This window comes from Metaclostridioides mangenotii, from assembly GCF_017873185.1.
In the GTDB taxonomy this organism is placed as follows: Bacteria; Bacillota; Clostridia; order Peptostreptococcales; family Peptostreptococcaceae; genus Metaclostridioides; species Metaclostridioides mangenotii.
Window position 1 is genome coordinate 395,818 of record NZ_JAGGJX010000002.1, and the last position, 23,124, is coordinate 418,941.

Annotated in this window: 23 protein-coding genes; 17 read left to right on the forward strand and 6 right to left on the reverse strand. The window is 30.3% G+C overall.

Going from position 1 to position 23,124, the window contains the following annotated elements:
* Window positions 1-109: 109 nt before the first annotated feature.
* The 10 genes from J2Z43_RS07935 to J2Z43_RS07980 all read left to right on the forward strand — a co-directional run bounded on the left by J2Z43_RS07935 (window position 110) and on the right by J2Z43_RS07980 (window position 8,047).
* Window positions 110-739, forward strand: coding sequence for a hypothetical protein (locus J2Z43_RS07935; RefSeq protein WP_209456685.1), 630 nt, complete (start codon window positions 110-112; stop codon window positions 737-739).
* Window positions 740-1,525, forward strand: a complete 786-nt coding sequence (locus J2Z43_RS07940) for an ABC transporter permease (RefSeq protein ID WP_209456686.1) — start codon at window positions 740-742, stop codon at window positions 1,523-1,525.
* On the forward strand, window positions 1,518-2,294 hold the full coding sequence (locus J2Z43_RS07945; RefSeq protein ID WP_209456687.1) for an ABC transporter ATP-binding protein: 777 nt from the start codon (window positions 1,518-1,520) through the stop codon (window positions 2,292-2,294). The genes J2Z43_RS07940 and J2Z43_RS07945 overlap by 8 nt, the downstream gene beginning before the upstream one ends.
* Before the next feature lie 247 nt (window positions 2,295-2,541).
* A complete protein-coding gene (locus tag J2Z43_RS07950) occupies window positions 2,542-3,525 on the forward strand; it encodes an NrtA/SsuA/CpmA family ABC transporter substrate-binding protein (RefSeq protein ID WP_209456688.1) in 984 nt (327 codons plus the stop codon).
* A gap of 236 nt (window positions 3,526-3,761) precedes the next feature.
* Window positions 3,762-4,481 carry an MBL fold metallo-hydrolase gene (locus J2Z43_RS07955; RefSeq protein WP_209456689.1) on the forward strand — a complete coding sequence of 240 codons (720 nt, stop codon included), beginning with the start codon at window positions 3,762-3,764 and terminating at the stop codon, window positions 4,479-4,481.
* Window positions 4,482-4,647: 166 nt separating this feature from the next.
* Complete coding sequence (locus J2Z43_RS07960; RefSeq protein WP_209456690.1) at window positions 4,648-5,064, forward strand: flavodoxin; 417 nt, start codon at window positions 4,648-4,650, stop codon at window positions 5,062-5,064.
* Between the two features lie 7 nt (window positions 5,065-5,071).
* Window positions 5,072-5,707: a DUF3793 family protein gene (locus J2Z43_RS07965; RefSeq protein ID WP_209456691.1), complete on the forward strand. Its 636-nt coding sequence runs from the start codon at window positions 5,072-5,074 to the stop codon at window positions 5,705-5,707.
* A 288-nt stretch (window positions 5,708-5,995) separates the two neighbouring features.
* Window positions 5,996-6,196: a hypothetical protein gene (locus tag J2Z43_RS07970; RefSeq protein ID WP_209456692.1), complete on the forward strand. Its 201-nt coding sequence runs from the start codon at window positions 5,996-5,998 to the stop codon at window positions 6,194-6,196.
* 2 nt (window positions 6,197-6,198) lie between these two features.
* The gene (locus J2Z43_RS07975; protein ID WP_209456693.1) at window positions 6,199-6,900 is read left to right on the forward strand and encodes a flavodoxin family protein; all 702 of its coding nucleotides are present in this window, start codon (window positions 6,199-6,201) and stop codon (window positions 6,898-6,900) included.
* A 226-nt stretch (window positions 6,901-7,126) separates the two neighbouring features.
* The gene (locus J2Z43_RS07980; RefSeq protein ID WP_209456694.1) at window positions 7,127-8,047 is read left to right on the forward strand and encodes a putative RNA methyltransferase; all 921 of its coding nucleotides are present in this window, start codon (window positions 7,127-7,129) and stop codon (window positions 8,045-8,047) included.
* 104 nt (window positions 8,048-8,151) lie between these two features.
* Here J2Z43_RS07980 and J2Z43_RS07985 read toward each other — a convergent pair whose 3' ends face one another.
* On the reverse strand, window positions 8,152-8,667 hold the full coding sequence (locus J2Z43_RS07985; protein WP_209456695.1) for a ferritin: 516 nt from the start codon (window positions 8,665-8,667) through the stop codon (window positions 8,152-8,154).
* A gap of 236 nt (window positions 8,668-8,903) precedes the next feature.
* Between J2Z43_RS07985 and J2Z43_RS07990 the strand changes: the two genes are divergently transcribed.
* Complete coding sequence (locus tag J2Z43_RS07990; protein ID WP_334299288.1) at window positions 8,904-10,088, forward strand: cation diffusion facilitator family transporter; 1,185 nt, start codon at window positions 8,904-8,906, stop codon at window positions 10,086-10,088.
* Between the two features lie 279 nt (window positions 10,089-10,367).
* On the opposite strand, the gene J2Z43_RS07995 is transcribed toward J2Z43_RS07990, so the two are convergent.
* Window positions 10,368-11,783: a potassium/proton antiporter gene (locus J2Z43_RS07995; RefSeq protein ID WP_209456697.1), complete on the reverse strand. Its 1,416-nt coding sequence runs from the start codon at window positions 11,781-11,783 to the stop codon at window positions 10,368-10,370.
* Between the two features lie 233 nt (window positions 11,784-12,016).
* Between J2Z43_RS07995 and J2Z43_RS08000 the strand changes: the two genes are divergently transcribed.
* The 3 genes from J2Z43_RS08000 to J2Z43_RS08010 all read left to right on the forward strand — a co-directional run bounded on the left by J2Z43_RS08000 (window position 12,017) and on the right by J2Z43_RS08010 (window position 17,143).
* Entirely contained in the window at window positions 12,017-13,333 is a 1,317-nt protein-coding gene (locus J2Z43_RS08000) for a cytochrome c biogenesis protein/redoxin (protein ID WP_209456698.1), read from the forward strand.
* Between the two features lie 259 nt (window positions 13,334-13,592).
* Window positions 13,593-15,320: an ABC transporter ATP-binding protein gene (locus J2Z43_RS08005; RefSeq protein ID WP_027701328.1), complete on the forward strand. Its 1,728-nt coding sequence runs from the start codon at window positions 13,593-13,595 to the stop codon at window positions 15,318-15,320.
* Window positions 15,320-17,143, forward strand: a complete 1,824-nt coding sequence (locus J2Z43_RS08010) for an ABC transporter ATP-binding protein (protein WP_209456699.1) — start codon at window positions 15,320-15,322, stop codon at window positions 17,141-17,143. The genes J2Z43_RS08005 and J2Z43_RS08010 overlap by 1 nt, the downstream gene beginning before the upstream one ends.
* A 95-nt stretch (window positions 17,144-17,238) precedes the next feature.
* On the opposite strand, the gene J2Z43_RS08015 is transcribed toward J2Z43_RS08010, so the two are convergent.
* Entirely contained in the window at window positions 17,239-18,303 is a 1,065-nt protein-coding gene (locus J2Z43_RS08015) for a DUF4179 domain-containing protein (RefSeq protein ID WP_209456700.1), read from the reverse strand.
* Window position 18,304: 1 nt separating this feature from the next.
* Entirely contained in the window at window positions 18,305-18,862 is a 558-nt protein-coding gene (locus J2Z43_RS08020; RefSeq protein ID WP_209456701.1) for a sigma-70 family RNA polymerase sigma factor, read from the reverse strand.
* A gap of 245 nt (window positions 18,863-19,107) precedes the next feature.
* Between J2Z43_RS08020 and J2Z43_RS08025 the strand changes: the two genes are divergently transcribed.
* Both J2Z43_RS08025 and J2Z43_RS08030 read left to right on the forward strand, forming a co-directional pair.
* The gene (locus J2Z43_RS08025; RefSeq protein ID WP_209456702.1) at window positions 19,108-20,046 is read left to right on the forward strand and encodes an SGNH/GDSL hydrolase family protein; all 939 of its coding nucleotides are present in this window, start codon (window positions 19,108-19,110) and stop codon (window positions 20,044-20,046) included.
* Between the two features lie 122 nt (window positions 20,047-20,168).
* Window positions 20,169-20,627 (forward strand): GNAT family N-acetyltransferase, encoded by a 459-nt coding sequence (locus J2Z43_RS08030; protein WP_209456703.1) that lies wholly within the window; start codon window positions 20,169-20,171, stop codon window positions 20,625-20,627.
* Window positions 20,628-20,795: 168 nt separating this feature from the next.
* On the opposite strand, the gene J2Z43_RS08035 is transcribed toward J2Z43_RS08030, so the two are convergent.
* Window positions 20,796-21,536: a DUF975 family protein gene (locus J2Z43_RS08035; protein ID WP_209456704.1), complete on the reverse strand. Its 741-nt coding sequence runs from the start codon at window positions 21,534-21,536 to the stop codon at window positions 20,796-20,798.
* 241 nt (window positions 21,537-21,777) lie between these two features.
* Complete coding sequence (locus tag J2Z43_RS08040; protein ID WP_209456705.1) at window positions 21,778-22,101, reverse strand: DUF1540 domain-containing protein; 324 nt, start codon at window positions 22,099-22,101, stop codon at window positions 21,778-21,780.
* A 146-nt stretch (window positions 22,102-22,247) separates the two neighbouring features.
* Between J2Z43_RS08040 and J2Z43_RS08045 the strand changes: the two genes are divergently transcribed.
* Window positions 22,248-22,868, forward strand: a complete 621-nt coding sequence (locus tag J2Z43_RS08045) for a hypothetical protein (RefSeq protein ID WP_209456706.1) — start codon at window positions 22,248-22,250, stop codon at window positions 22,866-22,868.
* Window positions 22,869-23,124 lie beyond the last annotated feature (256 nt).

Below are 23,124 nucleotides of genomic sequence, written 5' to 3' on the forward strand. Positions count from 1 at the left end.
GATAGTATTTGTATTTTAATATAATAATTATTGACAAAGTTCGACTATTTTAATATACTTGAATCGATAATGATATTTAATATCAATTACGAAAGGAAAAAGGGATAAAATGAAAAAATGTATATGGATTAATCCAGTAGCAGAAAAGATGTATGGCAACAAATTTGATTCTATAAAAAATGGATTAATAGATAGAGATTACATAATTGCTAACTGTGATCCTCAACTTGAATACGTGAGAAATCAGTATATCAAGCACTCGAAATATACTGATAAGACGATCTTAGACTGTAGATGTCCAGAAGCTATAGACCTTTTAAAGAGAAACGCTATGACTGATCCATTCGATACTCCAAACATAGAGCCAATTCTAATCAGAACATCTAGAGTCCTATACGATAAATACATAAAAGAAGATGATGATATATTAATAATAACCTGTCCATGTACACAGCTTAGAGATTTTGCTAAAGATAGACTTAAAGATAAAAAAAATCTATTTTTCTATACATGGAAGGAGTTTGCTGAGAGTGAAGAAATACTATCATTAGGAAAAATAGAAAGTTCTCCTATACCTCTAGGATTTTTTAGGGATTCATTTGAAAATGTAATTGAGATTTCATCTGAAGAGGTAATTATTAAAGAGGTTAGAAAAATAATTGAGGATCCTAAGAGCAAAGTTGAAGTAGTGGAGATGCTCTACTGTAAAGATGGATGTAATAATGGAGATGGTTTATAAATGAAGGAAAATGCTAGAAGACCTATAGGTTTAGAAAAGTTAAGAGGAATTATAATATTTGTAGTAATACTTATTGCATGGAAGGTAGTAACAGAGATTGGTGTATGGAATAGCTATATACTCCCACCTCCAGAAAAAGTGTTTAAAACTTTTATAGATATGATAATTGACGGATCAATATTTATCAATATTTATGCGAGTGTGAAGAGAGTAATTGTAGGATTTATTATAAGTGCAATTTTAGGAATACCTCTTGGAATATTTTTTGGCGTACATAAAAATGCTTATGAATACTTCAAGCCACTTATAAATTTCCTTAGAAATACACCGCCTTTGGCACTTATTCCAATGCTTATACTGTGGTTTGGTATAGGAGAAAAATCTAAGATAATAATAATAATTTTAGCATCATTTTTCCCTATATTTACAAATACATTGAAAGGTATAAGAGATTGCGACCCAAAGCTGGTTGAAGTCGGCGAGATATTTGAGCTAACAGGCCTACAAATAATATTTAAAATAATTATACCAAATGCGATTTTAGATATTGCTATAGGATTAAAGTTAGCCCTAGGTTATAGTTTTAGAGCTATTATAGGAGCTGAACTTGTTGCAGCATCGTCAGGACTTGGATATCTAATATCAGATGGAAAAGAGATGTCTAAAACTGATGTTGTAATAGTAGGGATAATAGTAATTGGGGTTTTAGGTATATTAACCGATTATATTTTTTCTAAACTGGTTAAAAAGGTAGGCAAAGGAAAGGCGGTAGAGGCATATGATTAGTTCTGGCTATACACTTAAAAATGTATCCAAATACTATAATATCGGCGATAGTAGGCATACTGTTCTAAATGATGTCTCATTAGATATTGATAGCAACGATATAACTGTTATATTGGGAGCTAGTGGATGTGGAAAAACTACACTACTTAGGGTTATAGCTGGACTAGAGGATATAAGCCACGGAGAAATTAAATTTAAGAAAGATAATAATGAACGCAAACCTAAAGTGGGTTTTGTATTTCAAGAAAGCAGACTTATGTATTGGCTAAATGTGAGTGAAAACATTTCATTTCATAATGACAAATCGAATTTTAATTCATACGGTTTTATAAGTAAGTTAATAAAACCTAAAGGAAAATTTAGAAATGTAGATGTAGATAAGTATCTTGATATTATGAATTTACAGAAATTTAAGAATTTATATCCAAATGAATTATCCGGCGGGATGGCACAACGAGTAAGTATAGCTAGAGCTCTTTCTTTTGATCCTGATATCTTGCTAATGGACGAGCCATTTTCTTCACTAGACTACTTTACAAGAATAGACATGCAAAATGAAGTTATAAGGATACACGAGTCTACTAATAAAGGCGTAATATTTGTAACTCATGATATAGACGAAGCTCTTAAAATTGGTAAAAAAATAGTGGTATTTTCAAAAGATAAGAAGTTAATAGAGCTCAATATAGATAAAGGTTATGATAGGGATTTGACATCTGAGCACTTTATCGTTTTAAAAAAGGATATATTAAGTCTTTTAAAAGGATAAGCAAAATATAAAGAAAATAGATAAGGCAAGTCAAGATATAAATAAGCAACTAGGACAGGAAAATACATAATAGTAACTAGGACAAGGCAAAATACATAGTAGTAACTAGGACAAGGCAAAATACATAGTGCAACTAGGACAAGTCTAGATACAAAGAAATAGATAGGGATAAAACAAAATACAAAGAAGTAACTAAATAAGAGCGATTTAAATAATAATATAAATACAATAACAAAGGGGTATACATATGAAAATTAAGAAGTTATTATCAGGTATTACAGTTTTAGCACTTACTGTTGCTATGGTAGGTTGTGGAAAAACAGCAGAAGAAGGAAAAGACAACAATGAAAAAACAGTAGAATATCCAAAGGAAATAAATTTAACCTATGTTAAAGCACCACTAAATGTACCATCTATCTTACAAAAAAGTGATGATTTATTTGGAAAAGAATTCAAAGATGACAATATAAAAGTTAACTTCCATGAGATAACATCTGGACCAGATCAGACACAAGCATTAGCAGCTGGAGAAATAGATTTTCTTCATGCACTTGGTGGAACATCTGCATTAATAGCGGCTTCAAATGGCGTTGAATTAGAAATTTTAAATACATACAGTAGATCTCCAAAAGGGTTTATGATTGTAACTAATGACAGTTCAATAAAATCAGCCAAAGATTTAGTAGGTAAAAAGGTAGCGGGTCCTAAAGGAACAGTCCTTCATCAAGTTTTAGTAGCATCATTAGACAAAGAAGGTAAGACTATAGATGATGTCGAGTTTTTAAATATGGGGATACCAGAGGCGTCTACAGCTTTATCAGATGGTAGTGTTGATGCAGCATTATTAGCAGGGCCAGCAGCTCTTAAAGCCTTAAATTCTGGAAGCACACTTGTTACAAATGGTGAAGGTTTAGTTGATGGAATAATAGTTACAGCTGTTAGCAAAGAATTTGCAGAAAAATATCCTGAATTAGTAGAAAGATTTAAAAAAGTTGAAAAAGAGACTTTAGACTATATGAATAAAAATAGTGAAGAAGTTATCGAAAAAGTAGCAAAAGAAGTAGATTTAACTGTTGAAGAAACTAAAGAAATGTATTCTTGGTATGATTTCAATATAGATATAACAGATAAAGATATACAGTCACTAGAAGAGACTCAAGACTTCTTAATAAAAAATAAAATGCAGGATAAAAAGATTGATATTCAAAAAATAATTTATAAAGCTAAATAAAAGAAACATATGAATAATAGCGAAATAAAAAATTAACAAAAAGAATGGATAAAAAAATAACAGACTTATTGCTATTACTAGTATTGTTCATCTTATCTAAAAAGTGATATAATTTATTATTGGATATTTTTAAATAACTTATATTTAGATTTTACAAAGCAAATCTGATTTAAAAAAATATATTGATTTAATTATACATAATTTGAATTAATTACAACCATTGAGAGGACGACAAGATGAGCAAAATATCAGTTATAGAATTTGACTTTATACTAAATAAACATGTAGACCGAATATTTCCAGTAATAATTAGCGATGATAATGACATGATAATGATAGATTGTGGATATCCTGGGAGTTTGGATTTATTAGAAAATGCTGCTTTAAAAAAGGGCATTGATTTAAGCAAGCTGACAAAGATAATAATTACACACCATGATTTTGATCATTTCGGGGCTTTAGCAGAGTTTAAAGAAAAGTATCCTAATATAGAAACTATTTCCTCTTCTTACGACAAGAGATTTATAAGTGGTGAGGAAACTTCGTTAAGGATTGTAAACGCAAGGTCTAGGAGAAATTCAATGTCTAGGACTGAAAGGGTAATGAACCAGCACGCAAAGAAAAAGTTCACTATTCTTAAAAAAGTTAAAATAGATAGATGTGTTACTGGAGGAGATTCATTTGACTGGTGTGGAGGAATAGAGATAATATCAACTCCAGGGCATATGCCTGGCCATATTTCAGTTTATTTAAAGGAAAGTAAGACATTGGTTACTGGAGATGCGCTCGTTCTTTACAAAGGGCGTTTACTAACAGCAAATCCAAGAACTAATATAGACAATAGACTAGCAAAAAAATCAGCTAAAAAATTACTAAACTATGATATCAAAAAAATAATTTGTTATCATGGTGGAGAATATACTAAGAATATTAAAGAATCTATAGAAAGAATATAGATTCTTTTTTTTATGCGGATAATGATTCTCAGAAAGATTTTGGCGATAAAAAATTAGTTTCAATAATTTTTAAAAATTTATATTGACAATGTAAACTAATTAATCTAAAATAATGATTGAGAATGAATTTCAATATTAATTAAATATAAATATGGAGGTTGTTGATATGAAAATAGTATATTGGTCAGGAACAGGAAATACAGAAATGATGGCGAATTTAATTGCATCAGGGATCGAAGAAAACGGTAAAACTGCTGAGGTAATAAGCGTAGAAAGCGCCAATCCTGATATATTTGATAATGAGGAAATAGTTATTCTAGGTTGTCCTTCAATGGGAGATGAGGTTTTAGAAGAGGGCGAATTTGAACCATTTTTGGAGAGTATAGCTGATAAGGTAAAAAATAAGAAGGTAGCTTTATTTGGATCATACGGATGGGGAGATGGCCAATGGATGAGAGATTGGCAAGATAGAATAACTGGATATGGAGCTGTTTTAATAGATGATGGTCTAATAGTAAACAACGATCCAGATGATACAACATCTGAAGAGTGCAAAGAGTTTGGAAGAAAGATTTCAAAATAAATAAAGTATGAAGTATTTAAATTTTTACGATAAACTGAACTCTCTCTCAGATAAAGAATACATAGAAATGTTTTTGCTTTATTCAATTTCTCCCGTGATTTCTCATTTAAAGCCAGCATCTACTATAACTATCAAAAAGAAAAACGATATGCTATACAACAGATGGATAAAATACGGAAAAGATTTTATTGCTGAAATTAATTTGAAATTTACAGAGTTACGTGAAAACAACGATGTGGTTGTACTGATGATTTACGATTCTAAATCTATAGAGGAGTGTGTGTCTCAATACGAGAATAACAAATTTCTAACGGGACTAGGTTATAAAAATGGAAGCGTAGAAGATTACATCGATAAATTGAAAGTTAGGTATGCAAAATACCACTGCCCACATGAGCTTGGATTATTTTTAGGTATACCTATAAAAGATGTAAAAGACTTTATAGATTGCTCTGATAAAAAATGTTTGATGTGTGGTTATTGGAAAGTATACAATGACTTTGAACTAGCACAAGAAATATTTGAAAAATACGATAAAATAAAAGAGCACACGATGGATAGTGTATTATGCGGCAACACTGCCATGAATATAACTAGATCGATTAGAGAATATTTTTATTATCCTATTAAGAAAGTTCAATAACTTAATACATTATGTAGCTGTATCATTAGCGTAAAAAATTCGCTTTTGATACAGCTATTTTTTATTGCTAATTATATTAATTATTATGGATACTAAAGAAAAGATAGTTTATGAATCGTTTAACTTGTTTTCTAAAAAGTGATATAGCGCTGTTTTTGTAAGAGAAATAGCAAGGTGTTAGGGATAAAAAAGAGCTCAATATACTATCACTTTAAGAGTAAGTAAAGTATATTTGATTATATAGTAGAATATTACTCTAAGAAAGAAGAAAAGCTTTACGAGGGCTTAGTGCTTCCTTATTCAGTAGAAGACGCAAATATTTCTATTTATGCTCATATAGGTACAGAGGAACTTATAAAAATCACATATAAAATTTTTGAATACTATATATGTAACAAATGCGCTCTAAAGTTTAGAAAGATGCTTACAATAGAGAGTATAATGGGAAAGGGATTTAGGATTTGTACAGTAGAAAATAAGGGGGAGTAGTGTTGAATGTAACTGTTATAAATGCAAGCAATAAAAACGGCAATACACATAGATGTGTAGAGGTTTTAACAGATAAATTAAGCAAAATGACAGAAGTAAACAAGGTAGAATATTTTTTAGCAAAAGATTTCAATAAATTCTGCACAGGCTGTATGCAGTGTATTTTGAAAAGCAAGGAAAGTTGTCCACATTATACTGAGTTATCACCAATTATTGAGTCTATTTTATCGGCAGATGTGATTATTCTAAGTTCGCCAGTGTATGTTTTTGATGTAAGTGGAAGTATGAAATCATTTTTAGATCATATGGCGTATATGTGGATGCTGCATAGACCTGAGAAAGAGATGTTTAATAAATTTGCGGTTGGAATCTCATCAGCGGCAGGAGGTGGAATTGGTCACACAAACAAAACATTTAAAAATAACTTTTTATTTTGGGGGGTTTCAAGATATAAAACAATTGGATTGAGGGTTTTAGCGAAGTCGAAAGATGAAATATACAATGATCCAAAATTAAATAAAAATACGGATAAGTTATGCAAAGAAATATACAAATGGAATGTAAGTAAAGGTAAGAGTCCAAAAGTGTTGACTCGTATTTTGTTTGGTATGGTGTCTAAAATGCAGAAGGGAAATACTTGGACTGCTGTAGATTCAGATTACTGGAAAAATAACGGTTGGTTAAATGGTAAGAAGCCATGGTAATACTGGGGTTTTAGAGATATAATAGAAGTAATTACAAAATAGATTTTAGGAAAGTCAATTAGATTTAACTAAATTTAACTAAAAGAATTTGTATAGGAGGCTTAAAATGGTTTATTACATAAGATTGAGAGGATAGCACGGGTTTGTGGCTATCATCTTAGTAAAACTATTATAATAGGCGCAATCCCGTAAATTGATCAGTTTATCAATAGAAGGAGATTGTGCAATGGAAATAAGAAAGATAAAGAAATTAGACAGAATAAAGATAAAGAAATTAGACAGAGTAAAAAATAATTTAGAAACAAATAAATATACAATGAGATGTCCACAATGTTTTAGCAGGTTTGACATTATTACAGGAAACAGCCTAATATGCAAGGGTAAGCATTGCTTCGATATCTCAAAAAAGGGATATCTCAATTTCTTAAAAACAAAGAAAAGCGATATATACAACAGAGAGTTATTCCAAGCGAGAAATAGCGTATACACTTACGGAGTTTACAACGCTCTATTTAAAGAAATTTCGGATATAATAACAGCAAATATAAAGAGCAATTCCATAAGTCGTATACTAGATGCTGGAAGCGGAGAAGGGTATCTGCTAAATTACCTATCAAAAGTAAAACAAATATCAGATAAAACAAATCTAATTGGAGCAGATATATCTAAAGAAGCGATTAAAATATCTGCTATGGATGAAGAAAACATACTCTGGTGTGTAACTGACCTTTCAAATTTACCAGTAATGGATAAAGAAATAGATATAATTTTAAATGTCTTATCACCAGCAAACTACAGTGAATTTAAAAGAATACTAAATCCCTTAGGAATAGTAATAAAAGTAGTTCCAGAGGAAGGATACTTAAAAGAAATAAGAAGAAATCTAACTGGATATATAGAAAGAGAGAGTTATTCAAATGAAAAAATAGTAAATAAATTTGAGGAAAATTTAGAATTAGTCTACGAGAAGCGGATTAAATACACCATAAAAATAGATAAAAAGACGCTAAAAGATTTACTGAAAATGACACCGATGACATCAAATATTCCACTGAAGAAGTTGGAAGATATATTGGATTCAAATATAAATGAAATAACAATAGATCTAAAGCTTTTGATAGGAAAAACAAAAAATGAATTAGTCTAAAAAATTAAATTCAGCTAGAAAATTTCACGTAAATAAGGGGTTGTCCAATTGGATAGCCCCTTAAAAATTTAAAGAATTAAAATTTATATTACTTGTTATAGTAATTAATTGTTTGTAGTAGTTGGAGGAACGTAAACTCTTTGAGCAAGTTCGTCATCAAGCATGTAAAGAGCGACTTGGTTGTCTTTAGCTCTTTTGACTTTTTTAACTAAGTTGTGAAAGTTATCTTCTTCCTCAACTTGCTCGTCAACATACCATTGAAGTACGCTTTTAGTAGCGTGTTCTTTTTCTTCAGTTGCAACGTCCATTAAGTCGTATATTTTGCTAGTTACTAATTTTTCATGATCAAAAGCTTCTTCTATAACTTCTAGAATATCTTTGTACTCAGCTTTTGGTTTAGGTATTTCTTCTAAAGTAACCATCCCATCTTTTTGGAAGATGTAGTCGTATAACTTCATTGCATGAGACAGTTCTTCTTGAACTTGAACCCTAAAGAAATTAGCGAAACCGCTTAGATCAATAGATTCAGCATAAGATGCCATAGCTAAATAAACATATGAAGAATATATCTCGAAATTCACTTGAGCATTTAGCTTGTCAAATAATTTTTTACTTACCATTATTATCACCCCATATAAATATTATTTTTGTACCTTAAATATAGTTTATAGTTTTCTCAGATAATTAGCAAATATAAATAGTAAATTATAGTAAATATTGTTATATTTATGATATAATACATTTTCAACTCAAAATAAGGTAAATTAACAAACACTTTGGGTATAATATAAAAGATGAGATTTTATATCTCTATTAACTATTGAATAATAATTGAGTAATACGAATATGAGGAGGAATGAAATTGTTATCAAACTTATTAGTAAAATCCTTTGTAAAAGACAATGAAAATATACAAGATGAAGATGTAAGAAATAAATACGGCTATCTAGCGGGGATAGTTGGGATTTTTATGAATTTTTTGCTGTTTGCCTTCAAGTTAGCTATAGGTTTGTTTACTTCAAGTATAGCTGTAATGGCAGACGCATTTAACAACTTATCTGACATGGCATCGTCAGTTATAACTATAGTAGGTTTTAAACTTTCATGTGCGCCCCCAGATGAAGAGCATCCATTTGGACACGGAAGACTTGAGTACTTATCAGCGCTTATAGTTGCATTTATGGTTATGTTGGTTGGGGTTCAGTTCATAAAGTCTTCAGTGGAAAGAATATTAAATCCATTACCTATAAAATTTGAAATGATACCATTTATAATACTTTTTATGTCTATATTGATCAAAATATGGCTGAGCAGATTTAATAAATTTATCGGTAAAAAAATAGATTCTTCAGCGTTAAAAGCAGCTTCTCTAGATGCAATGGGAGATGTTGTTACATCAAGCTGTGTTGTACTATCATTTTTAGCAGCTAAATATACAACAATACCAGTAGATGGATATGTTGGAATAGTAGTTTCTTTATTAATTTTATATGCAGGATTTACACTAGTAAAAGATACAATAAATCCACTACTTGGGGAAGCTCCAGACGAAGAACTTGTAAACTCAATAGTTGACGGATTGATGTCATATGATATGGTGATCGGTGTTCACGACCTAATTATTCACAATTATGGTGTTGGAAAAAGTATAGCATCTGTACATGCTGAAATTCCATCGGATAAAGATATTCTTGATATACACGAAGTGATTGATACAGCAGAAAGAGAATTGTCAGAAAAACTAAAAATATACTTAGTAATACATATGGACCCAGTAAACGTTCAAGATGAAGAAATATATGAAACAAGACAAGAACTAGAAGATATGTTAAAGCAAAATACTTATATACTATCGATGCATGATTTTAGGATAGTGGGTAAAGGTAAAAGGAAGAATCTAATTTTCGATGTAGTAGTAGATCCAAATGAGTTGGACAGAAATATTACTAAGGAAGAAATAAAAGCGAATATAACAAATCTAGTGAAATCAGTTCACCCAGAATACGGCTGTATAATAGGTGTGGATAGAAAGTTTTATTAAAAATATAAATACGTAATTATATATATAAAGTAGAATATATCTATAAGATAGAGTAGTTAGAGAACATACATGTGAAATAATAAGGTATTCACAATAAATTAGGGATGTATAGATAATTAGAAAAGTTAGGTAAAACCTATCTTAAATAGCTGATTATCTTTACATCCCTAGTTGTTTTAAGTTATCATTACTTATTATTTTGAATTTACTGAACTTCATTGCTACATATCGTTACGTTTGATATTTTTAAAGATCATCAATATGATTTACTTCGATATTTTATACAGGAATCTTATCAAAATCAATGCCGTTTAATACAAGCACATCGCCTAATTTAATCTTAGTAGAACCTTTAGGAACAATAGCTTTCTTATTTCGCTTAATCATAACTACTAGAATACTCTGAGGAATATTAGCTTCAGAAAGGGTCTTATTTACCCAAGGGCTGCTCTTTGTAATTTCAACTTCCATCAAATGAGTTAAAGATTCTTCTTCGTAGTCTGTAAATGTCTTGAATATAGATTCATTGTCATCTACAAGGTCTAATTTTCTAGCAAAAGTAGGTATTAAAGTACCTTGAACTAATACTGAGAACAGCGCTACGAAAAATACTATATGAAATATATCCTGATTTAGGTTTATATTAAAAGAGACTGCGTATATTGCAAAAACAACTGATGCAGCACCTCTAAGTCCGACCCAAGATACGAATAGTTGATGCTTAATTGGGAACTTAAACCAACTAAGTATTGAGAAAGTTGCTATTGGTCTAGCAACGAATATCATAAATATCGATACTATAACAGCTGGAGCTATTATTTTAGGTATTTCTGATGGGAAAGATAATAATCCTAACGTAAAGAACAACATTATCTGCATAATCCACGAAATCCCATCAAAGAAGTGAAAAAGACTTCGTTTGTTAAGAATATTGCTATTTCCAACGATTATACCTATTAAGTATACACATATATATCCATTGCCACCGACTGTTTCACTTAGAGCGTACCCAAGTATTACTATTGCGGTTACTAGAATTGGATAAAGTCCATCTATTTCTAAATTTATTTTTTGAAGAGTAAAAACTGTAATTTTGGCGAGTATAAAGCCTATCAGAAGTCCAAATACTATTTGTGAAAATAACATTGATAAAACGGATGCTTCACCATTACCTAACATAAGAGAAACTATGATTACAGTTAACATATATGAAATTGGATCGTTACTGCCACTTTCTATCTCAAGTAGAGATCCCAAGCCATCTTTTAGATTTAATTTTCTAGAACGCAAAATTGCGAATACTGATGCTGCATCTGTAGATGCAACGACTGAACCGATTAATAATCCCTCAAGAAGTGAAGTTTTTAAAACGAAATAACAGAACATACCGGTAAGTGACGCGGTAATTATAACTCCGAGTGTCGACATGAGTAATGCTGGAATAAATACAGGCTTTCCTGCTTTCCAATTGGTACCAAAACCACCGTAAAACATTATAAATACTAAACCAAAAGAGCAAATTTGTCTCGATAATTCATAATCGCTAAAGTATATACCGACTATACCATCAGATCCAAATAGCATCCCGAGTATTATAAATATTGCAAGAGTTGGTATACCGAACCTATAGAGCAGCTTGCTCGAGGCTATACATAAAAGTAAAATTATAGAACAAATAATCATTGCATAGATCATTTTTCTATCAATCCTCCCAACCATTTTAAATTTTCTAGGTTTATTTTATGCTAAAAAAGAATTAGGATTTTTTAACTTATTGCTTAAATTAAATAAAACCTATAATATAATTATATGTGTATGTTAAGTGTATATCAATAGTTAATATTTTTTAATTATGCAATTAACAAATATATTTAAGGGTATAAAAAATAAAGAGTGCATTGATATAACTAAATTTGGGGAGGTAATAAATGTTTGAAAATATTCTTTCAATTGGGAACATAAATTTTTTTCTTGTATTTGTCGAAGGTATAATATCGTTTTTTTCACCTTGTGTGATTCCACTTATACCTATATACATGAGTTATTTGGCTGGTAATGCTAAAAAAGAAGATTTAAATGGCAATATTACATATGAAAGGGGCAAAGTGTTATTTCACACATTGTTCTTTGTGCTAGGTATTTCAGTTTCATTTTTCATATTGGGGCTTTCATTTTCTGCACTAGGTAGATTTTTTAGCGACAATAAGCTGATATTTAGTAGAATTGGCGGGATTATAATTATAGTACTAGGTTTGATTCAAATAGGATTTATAAATTTCAATTTTTTAAATAGGAATTTTAAGATAAATATAAATCAAAACTTAAGGAAAATGAATCCGATCGTTGCATTTATTATGGGATTCACATTTAGTTTTGCGTGGACTCCATGTGTTGGGCCGGTATTATCTTCAGTACTTATACTAGCTTCAAGTGCAAAGAGTGCTATTGCTGGAAATGTACTAGTTTTGGTATACACAATAGGTTTTATAATACCTTTTATATTTTTAGGATTATTTACAACACAAGCTCTACAATTTATAGATAAAAAGAAACATATAGTAAAGTACACTATTAAAATTGGAGGAGTTATCCTTATAATAATGGGGGTTATGACTTACACAGGTTGGATAAATTCTTTAACAGGATATCTAAATACCAATACCAACCAATCAAATATATCTCAGAAATCAGATAAAAACGATACTAATGGTAGCAATAAGAATGATAGCAATACAGAAAATAAAGATGATAAAAATAATTCAGATAGCCAGAACGGCGTAGCTGATTCGAATAGTGATGAAGCAGAGCCGGGTGAGATGCCTGCATTTGATTTTACACTTTTAGATCAAAATGGAAAAGAACATAAACTATCTGATTACAAAGGAAAAGTAGTGTTTTTAAACTTCTGGGCGACATGGTGCCCTCCTTGTAAAGAAGAGATGCCGCATATAGAAGAGCTATACAAGGAATACAACTTAAATAAAGAAGAGGTTGTTATTCTCGGAGTAACAGGGACTCACGATCAGAGTGAAAAAGATGTTTTTGACTACTTAGATCAAAACAACTACACTTTCCCAACTGTTATTGACAAAACGGGTGAGGTTTTTGATAATTACAACATCAACTCATATCCGACAACTTTTATGATAGATAAAGATGGAAAAATATATGGTTATACAGTTGGAGCATTAAATAAAGACATCATGAAACAGATAATTGGGCAGACATTAGAAAGTAAGAAGTAATAAGAAATAAGAAGCAGTATAAAGAGAAGAAACCATACGTAATAAAGGATAAAAAGAAATAAAAAGTAAAACGCAATAAATTGACTTTGTTATTTCTGTATGGTAAAATTTATAAGATTAAACAAATTGTGGCTTGGGATTTTTAAGAGATTAGGGGGAAGTCGACTCTATCTCTTTTTTTGTAGTTGGAATACGGATAACTTAAGTACATATATAGGCAGTTTAAGTGAAATATTAAATTAGAGAGAGGAGTTGTAAGATGAAGTTAATATTAAAATATCTCAAGAATTATAAACTTTTAATAGCAGCTAACTTTGTTGGAGTATTTAGTTTTGCACTTGTTGAACTAGGAATTCCTACAGTACTTGCTAAAATCATAGACAATGGAATAACTAATGGAGATATTTCTTATATAAAGAAGATGATATTAGTAATGATACTTATATCGTTAGTCGGTGGGTTCGGTAGTATACTGTTAGGATACTGTTCATCTAAAGTATCTACAGGTATCGCTAGAGACATAAGAAATAACATATTTGAGAAATCACAAGAATTTTCACATACTGAGTACAACAAATTTGGAGTTTCATCGATGATAGTTAGGACTACAAACGATGTATACCAACTTCAAAACTTTGTAAATATTCTACTCAGACTGGCTTTTCTTACACCAATAGTATTTTTGATAAGTATCATTATGACATTTATCACAAGTGCTCAGCTATCATTAATCATTATGGCTACAATACCTTTTATATTCCTTGGTGTGTTAATTATAGCAAAAATTTCTCATAAAATATCTGATAATCAGCAAAAGAGTCTCGATAAATTAAACAGAATTTTAAGAGAAAATCTAACTGGTATCAGAGTTATTAGGGCTTTTAGAAAAGATAAATACGAAACAGAAAGATTTGCAGAAACAAACGAGTACTATGCAAAGGTATCAAAAAAGTTATTTAGACTTATGGCAATTACTCAACCAGCGTTTTTCTTAATTTTAAACGTTGCAATACTTGCAGTATTCTGGGTATCGAGTGGAAAAATAAATAATGGAACACTACAAGTCGGACAATTAGTAGCATTTTTGGAGTATTTATTCCACGCTATGTTCTCAATAATGTTGTTTTCTATGGTGTTTATCATGTATCCTAGAGCAGCTGTATCAGCGAGTAGGATTCAGGAGCTACTTGAAGCAGATCCGCTTATCAAAAATCCAGAAAATGGTGTAAAAGAGACAGAAATCAAAGGACTACTTGAGTTTAATAATGTTACATTTGCGTATCCAGATGGAGAGGCTGATGTATTAAAAAATGTATCGTTTACAGCAAAAGCAGGAGAAACGGTAGCATTTATAGGAAGTACAGGAAGTGGAAAGAGTTCGCTTATAAACTTAATACCTAGATTTTACGATGTTACAGATGGCAGTATAAAAGTAGATGGCGTAGATGTAAGAGAGTACGATATACATGCTCTTAGGGAAAAGATAGGATTTATACCACAGAAAGCTTTATTGTTCTCTGGAAGTATAGAAAGCAATATAAGATTTGGTAAAAAAAATGCAGATGAAAACGAAATTAAGTATTCAGCTAAAGTAGCTCAGGCGTACGACTTTATAAAACGCAAACCTAAAAAGTTCGATGAAGAATTGAGTGAAGGTGGAGCAAACGTATCTGGAGGTCAAAAACAAAGACTTTCTATTGCGAGAGCTTTAGTGAGAAAAGCAGAAATATATGTATTTGACGACAGCTTCTCAGCACTTGATTTTAAGACTGATTCTGTACTTAGAGCTAGATTAAAAGAAGAAACTAGAGATTCAGTAGTACTTATAGTCGCTCAGAGAATAAGTTCTATAATGGATGCTGATAAAATAATAGTTTTAGATGAGGGAGAAGTAGTATCGATTGGAACACATAAAGAACTTCTTAAAAATTCGAAAATATACTACGAAATAGCTACATCACAACTTAAAAAGGAGGAATTGGGTTAATGAAAAAAGTAAAACACTTTGGTTCAACTTATAAAAAAATATCTCCTTTCATAAAACCCTACAGATTTTCATTTTTAGTTGCGATATTTTTCGTAATTACTTCGGCAATTTTGAATTCGATCGACCCTAGAATAGAGGGAATGATAACTACTCAACTAGCTAAAGATGCAATAAATATATACAAGGGTGTAGAAGGAGCTTCGGTTAATTTCACATATATTTTAAAAATAATGGGGATATTAGCTGCAATTTATATAGTAAAAGCAATACTAAACTACAGTGCAGGATGTCTACTTGCAAATGCGATCCAAAGCAGTATAAGAGATCTTAGAACTGCAGTTGAAAGTAAAATAAGAAGGCTTCCAATAAGTTATTTTGATAAAAATAGTCTAGGGGATGTACTAAGTCGTGTATCAAACGATATTGATACTATATCAAATGCCTTTCAACAGAGTTTCATACAGATAGTCAACGGAATACTAGTATTTTCATTGGCAATAGGGATGATGTTTACTATCAATGTAAAGATGGCGCTTTTTACATTGCTAATAATACCGTTAAGTTACTTTATATCTAGATTTATAGTTAAGAAATCACAAACCCAGTTTAACGATCAACAAGATGCACTTGGTGTTTTAAATGGAAAAGTGCAGGAGATGTACACTGGATTTAATGAAATAAAATTATACGGTAAAGAAGAAGATGCTATAGAAGAATTTAAAGAAGCAAATAACAATCTTCGTAATTACGGATTTAAAGCTCAGTTTATATCGAGTTTGATGAATCCACTTATATCTTTACTAACTTACTTTGGAATAGTTGCTGTTTCGTTTGTAGGATCATTAAATGTTATATCAGGAAGCCTTTCTATAGGTAACTTACAAGCATTTATTCGTTATATTTGGCAAATTAACCAACCTCTTTCACAAGTAACTCAATTATCTACAATAATTCAATCTGCATATGCAGCTATTAATAGAGTTCTTGAGATACTTGAAGAAGAAGAGATGACAGAAGATGTACAAACCAATGAAGATGTGACTAAATTACAAGGAAATGTAAGCTTTGAGCATGTTCAGTTTGGTTATAAAGACGATAATTTACTTATAACAGACTTAAATGCCGAAGTTAAAAGTGGTCAGATGGTAGCAATCGTAGGTCCAACTGGAGCAGGTAAAACGACTTTAATAAACTTACTTATGAGATTTTACGATGTAAAAGGTGGAGCTATCAAAATCGATGGAATTGACATTAGAGACCTGCCTAGAGAAGATTTAAGATCTCTATTCGGTATGGTTCTTCAAGATACTTGGTTATTTAGTGGTTCAATATATGAAAATATTGAGTACGGAAGATTTGGAGCGACTAAGGAAGAAATTGTAGAAGCTGCGAAAAGAGCTAATGTACACCACTTTATCAAGACTCTTCCAGATGGTTACAATATGCTAATAAATGAAGAAGGATCTAATATTTCAATTGGTGAGAAACAATTGCTTACTATAGCAAGAGCATTCTTGTCAAATCCTTCAATACTTATATTAGATGAAGCTACAAGTTCGGTGGATACAAGATTAGAAATAATGCTTCAAGAGGCTATGAAGAACATTATGAAGGGCAGAACTAGCTTCGTTATCGCTCATAGGCTTTCTACTATTAGAAATGCTGATTTGATCCTAGTTATGGATCAGGGAAGTATAATAGAGCAAGGGACTCACGATGAGTTGATAGCTAAAGGCGGGTTCTACGAGAATCTTTACAACAGTCAATTTGCTGGGAAATCGGATGAGAGTAAATTAGAAAATAATAAATTAGATAAAAAATAATAGACGTATAAATAAGGTCAGGTAGCTTGATACAGATATGTATCAAAAGCTTCCTGACCATTTATTTTTTTGAATTAGTTATTTATATTAAACTGCTATTTATTTGTTGATAGTTTTGTTAAGTCTATTGTAAAGACCTCTCCTACTTTTTTGTATTCTGATTGATCTGGCATTTTTCCGCTTGATTCTGGCATTTTGACAGCGTAAGGTGTTAGTGTTAACGATTTAGCGTCTTTGTTTAAGTTTGAATCTAGATTGGAATATTCGAACATACCTCCTTCTTGGTTACCTGTTACAAATTCAAATGTAACATCATTTCCTAAATCATCTTTACCAATTAAATTCATATCATATCCATTTATACTTTTTTTATCGAATGTAAAATATATTTTTTGTCCAAGGCTGTTACTTGTGAATTTCTCAAGTTTTATTTTATGATCTTTAGATACATTTATCTTTTTATCTAAAGTTAAAGCCTGAGTGTCTTTCTTTAATTCCGTTCCATTAGTTTTAAATTTAAATACCCACGGACCACTGTATTCTTTGTCATCAATAGAGATTTTATCAAAGACTATTTTTACATTTATATCACCAGCTTCAGGTACCGATGTTAGGTTGTAATTAATAATTTCTTGATGTGTATATTCGTCTATACCTTGACCTGAACCGCGCGCTCCTTCTGAGATATCTTTTCCGTTGATGGATATACTTGCAGATGAAAATAAGTAGTCTTTAATTTTTTCAGTACTTGAGAAGCTAGTTGAAACAACTAGAAACTTGTCGTCTAATATAACTTCATTTAATTTAACTGTGATTCCATCTTTAGTAATTTCTTTATTTACAACTGTACTGTATTTGTCTAAATTTTCATCCAAGCCCATGAATGACGCCATGTTGGATACAAATATATTGATGCTAGCCCACGCACGTCCACCTGAGTTGCTAGCTAAAAGAGATACTGATAAAATTAATACTGATGCAGCCACTGCAACTTTCTTAAAGTTTTTATTTTTCTTATTCCTATTGTTTAAGCTTTTCTTAAAATTCTTTTTGACCTTTTTTGTTTCTATATCTGTAAAATCGTTTTGATCTAATTCATCTAAATCTATTTCTGTTTCATTAAGTAGGTATAATAAATCTTTATTTATATCGTTTTTCATTTTATATCCTCCTAGTTTCAATATCTTGTATTGTGTTTTTTAGTTTTTTCTTTCCCCTTGACAACCTATTGTAAAGAATGCTTTTTGAAATTCTAAGCTCTTCACTGATCTCATCGAAGTCTTTCTCTTCTAAATAAACCATTAGAAAAATCTTTTTATCTTCAGGTTTAAGAGGTGCTAGTAATTTCTCTAGATTATTTTGAACATCTTTCTCTAAAACTTTTTCAAGTAAGTTTTCAGGTGAAACAAGTTCAGTATTTTCAATATTTTCATCCTTTAAGTTTTTTAAGTATTTTCTCTGGTAGTCTATTGATTTGTATTTTGATATAGCAGCTACCCAGTTTTTAAATGAATTTTTATCTTCGTCAAATGAATCTATATTATCCCAGATTGCGAGCAAGATATCGTTTATACATTCCTCTTGATGTCCGATAAGATTGTAGAGTGATTTTTTTACTGTAGATTTTATTATCCAACCGTAGTTGTCGATTACAAAATATAAGGCCTTTTCATTTTTATTTCTTAATTCTGAAATAAAATTGTTTTCATGAATTTTCATTTTTTCCTCCAGTTCCAATAAGCTTATTTATGTATTTGTCTATTAATACGAATTCAATCGCAAGAATCTATCAATTTTAGAAAAATAAATTAAAATTGTTTTGAATATATTTAAAACATTTTAATTTATATTTATTTATAATATTAATATATAAATGCCGATTTACATATAGTTTTATAACGATGCAGAAAATAAATTTCTATAAAATTATTAAAAAGACTATTAATATGAGAAGAGGAGTTAAGTTGATTAGACTATTAAAAAGGATTCTGACTGCATTTATGCTGTCTTTTTTGACTATCGCAATCGGTATCAGTGTATATGCTGAACAAAGCAAATATGAATATGTGGTTTTGGGAGATTCAATTTCAACTGGAGTAGGCCTAAAAGATAAAGAAAAGCAGAAATTTTCAAAAAAACTTGCGAAAAGTATAAATAAAAGGTCGATTAATTTAGCTGTAAATGGAATAGATAGCAGTGACTTAGTTGATATTTTTAGATCTAATGATAAGGATATAAACAGATATATAAGGAGTTCTGAAGTTATAACTCTATCAATTGGTGGAAATAATCTATTACAACCTCTAATGTATTCAATTAAAGAATCTCTTGGTTTGTCTGATAATGCCTCATCCTATGAGATTGAAAGGGCTGTTAGATTAAATCCAGAACCCCTCGTAGATTTACTTACACCTGAAGGTTTGAGATCGCCAGAAGTAACTGGGAAATTAAAGGATGGGCTTAGAGAGTTTGACAGAGACTTCCCTATAATTATAAAGCATATAAAAGATCAAAACCCAGAAGTAAAGTTAGTAGTACAAACTTTATACAATCCGTTTACAGAAACTGCTATTTTAAAGCCAATGTCGAGTGTTGCAGACATATACATAAGTCAAATTAATCGTTCAATAAAACGAAATTCATATGAAAATAATTATTTGGTTGCAGATGTTTATAACGTATTTAAATCTAATAGCAGGGATGTAATGACTAATATGGCTTACTTTGATATTCATCCAAACGAAAAAGGACAAAATGAGATATATAAAACTATATTAAGTGTAGTAGATGATAATATTCCCCAGGAAATACCGACAATTTCATCAGATAAAGAAAATGGCTTTGGTGAGATCTCAAAATATTGGAAAATCATATGTAGGAAGATAGGGGAGTTTTTCACTTAAATTAATATAGACTATAATCATTTTAAGATTTACAATTAACTAAAGACTAGATAATTACATAAGTTTTGATTATGTACTAAAATATATAGAATAAAATTATAGATGAACGACGGAGGATTACAATGAATATTGAAATAAGAAAGATGGACAGTAATGATACGATACCGTACGATTTACTTTACTTAGCTGATCCATCTATTGATATGGTAGAAAGATATCTAAAAGAAGGAGAATGTCATATAGCTATTGCGGATAAAGAGACTGTTGGAGTTTATTTGCTTGCTAGAAAGTCATTTGATACTTTAGAGATTGTGAATATAGCAGTAAAAGAATCACACCAAAGCACAGGAATTGGCAAACTATTGGTTGAGGATGTAGTGCTCTTATCTAAGGATAAAGGAGCAAAATACCTGGAAGTTGGAACTGGAAATTCAAGTATTTCTCAACTAGCCTTTTATCAGAAGTGTGGATTTAGGATTGTTGGAGTTGATGTTGATTTTTTTAAAAACAACTACACTGAGAAGATAGTTGAAAATGGAATCGAATGCTTGGATATGATCAGGCTTAGAATGAATTTGTAGGTTGGACTTAGGAGTAAATTTAACTGATGATAAAATTATAAAGTCCAGAAGCTACAGTAAAAATTGTACTGTCAGACTTATTATGGATTTGCGGCTTAAGTTGAAAAAGAATAAATAAAAAAAGTATGCGGTATTTATACTAAATCGCATACTTTTCCTATTGTTATTTTATTCAATTGTAGAATTATTTAGTTCTAAATAAAAATTGATGTAAGTCATTTCTATATAAGCAGATAACCAGAGTACGTATGGAATCACGCACAAGATAATTACAATCCAAATTATATTAAATAAAAAACTAGCTAATATTATAGGGAGGATAATCCATAGTATAAAACTTAGACCAAGCAATAGATAATCTAGTACATGACCTTTAATTATTAAATCCATTCCTGAACTAATACAGCTTGTAATTGGCATATCTGGGTTTGCGCTGAGCATATAATAAGACATAGAAAATAGAACTACAATATAATATGAAGCGACAATCAGACATATTCCAAAGATAATAACTAGTAATTGTAGAAATATATTTCCACTGAAAGTTGATGTTATTAAATAACCTAAAAATGAAGAAATAAATGATATAGCAGAAGATCCTATTAATGAAACAACCCCTAAAAAAGTTGATTTAGATAAATATTTAAAGCCAAATAATATCTCAGATATCTTAGGATTTTTACCCAAAGCAAGATCCAACATAAACTTAATCTTGCCGACATATATAGGTGCAGCTAAAAAGATGCTAAGTAGTATATAGACAATGAGTGAACTCGTGTCAGATGAACCTTCAAATCTTTCCGTTACAGTTAGCACTATAGTTGATAAAAAAACTACGAGTATAGCCGATGGCAAGTGCCCTTTCAACTGATTTCTCGACCTTTCTTTTAATGTAGCAAATGAAACCATTATATATCCCTCCCAAATAGTTGTATAGCTTAACACAATTTTATACTATTCTTGCAATTAATAAAAGGTGAGGTATAACTATAAAGAAACAAATAAAAAAGTATTATTTTACGCCTTCTCAAAGCTTATAGTTTAATTTTATATAAACCATGCTCATTGAAATCGCATAAAATAATACTTAAAATTTCAATTAAAATATAGTGGTATAACTACTTACAAATCGATTATATTATAAATTGATTTACATTCTACTTTCAAAACTCCCACAATAAGTCTCAGAATATATAACAGGCTTATCGGTATTAGGTTCAACCTGGATATTTTGAAGATTGCAGACATCTCCATTTCCATTGTGCTCACAAGAGCTGACATTGCAAACTAGATCAGTCTGACCGTTGTTAGTATTGTTAGTCAATCTGCTGTAGTGTTCTTTTTCTAAAAATGAGCTACAGTTAGTGCTCTCACTTTTTTGAGCAGATTTACCAGAAATATTTATTTTTTCAGCATAACAGACATTGTTATCATAGTAAGAACAGTTTGTTACATTACAGTTAATTTTAGACATAAATTTACCTCCTAATCTTTCTTAATAGAAGTATGTCCAAATAGATTTATAAGTATAACAAGATCAACATTTTTTTGCTTATTATTTACATAAATTGTATAAAAGCCTCCCATTTGGAAAGAATATTAAAAAAGGAGGCGAATATATTGTTTGAGCAAAGAAGAAGTTTTAATTATCGCAAAATATCTGCTTATGTAGCAACAGCAATTATAGTTTTTGGAAGTGGATTTTATATAGGATCTAGAACTGCATCAAGGGATATGCTTATCAAAAATACAGCAAATATTGAACAAGCTAAAGTTCAAATGCCTTACGATTTAAATCAAGACTGTGAAGTTTGGCTTCAAAATGAAGGCGAGACAGAGACGAATTACAAAAGAACTTATATAATGGCTGGAGTAGTTCCAAACGAAGTTTTGGGCAAAACAGAAAATGAAATAAAAAATTACTTTAAAAATGAATATCCTGGAAAAATTATAAAGAGTTTATCAAAAGAAGAGATTGTATTAGAGGATGCTGAATACAAATCTGATGATAAAGTCGATACAATGAGTGATAATTCTAAACGTGGAAAATATGCAATAGAGACGGATAAAGGACATATAGCTCTATATAAGTACGACAAAAATGGAAAGAAAAGTTTAGTTGAAAAAACTAAAATAACTATGGATTCACTGCCTAAAACAGTGCAGGAAGAAATTAAAAAAGGTGTAATAATGGACACTGAAGATGAAGCGTATGCTAGGTTAGAGGATTTCGCAAGCTAGAAGACATCTTTAATTTAGAGTATAATTTTGAGTTAGAGTAAAATCTACAAGTTAGAATTTTGACAGTATATTGAAGGCATAGGGTAAAGGGTTAATTGATTTATAGTATAAATAGTTTATAAATAGAAGAGCTATCTTTGTATAAATATAAGTACAGTAGGTAGTTCTTTTTTATTTTCACCTTTTTATTTACATAATATATGTTAAGGAATATTTTAACTTGTATTTATGGTATAATTATTTAGAACATAAGTTT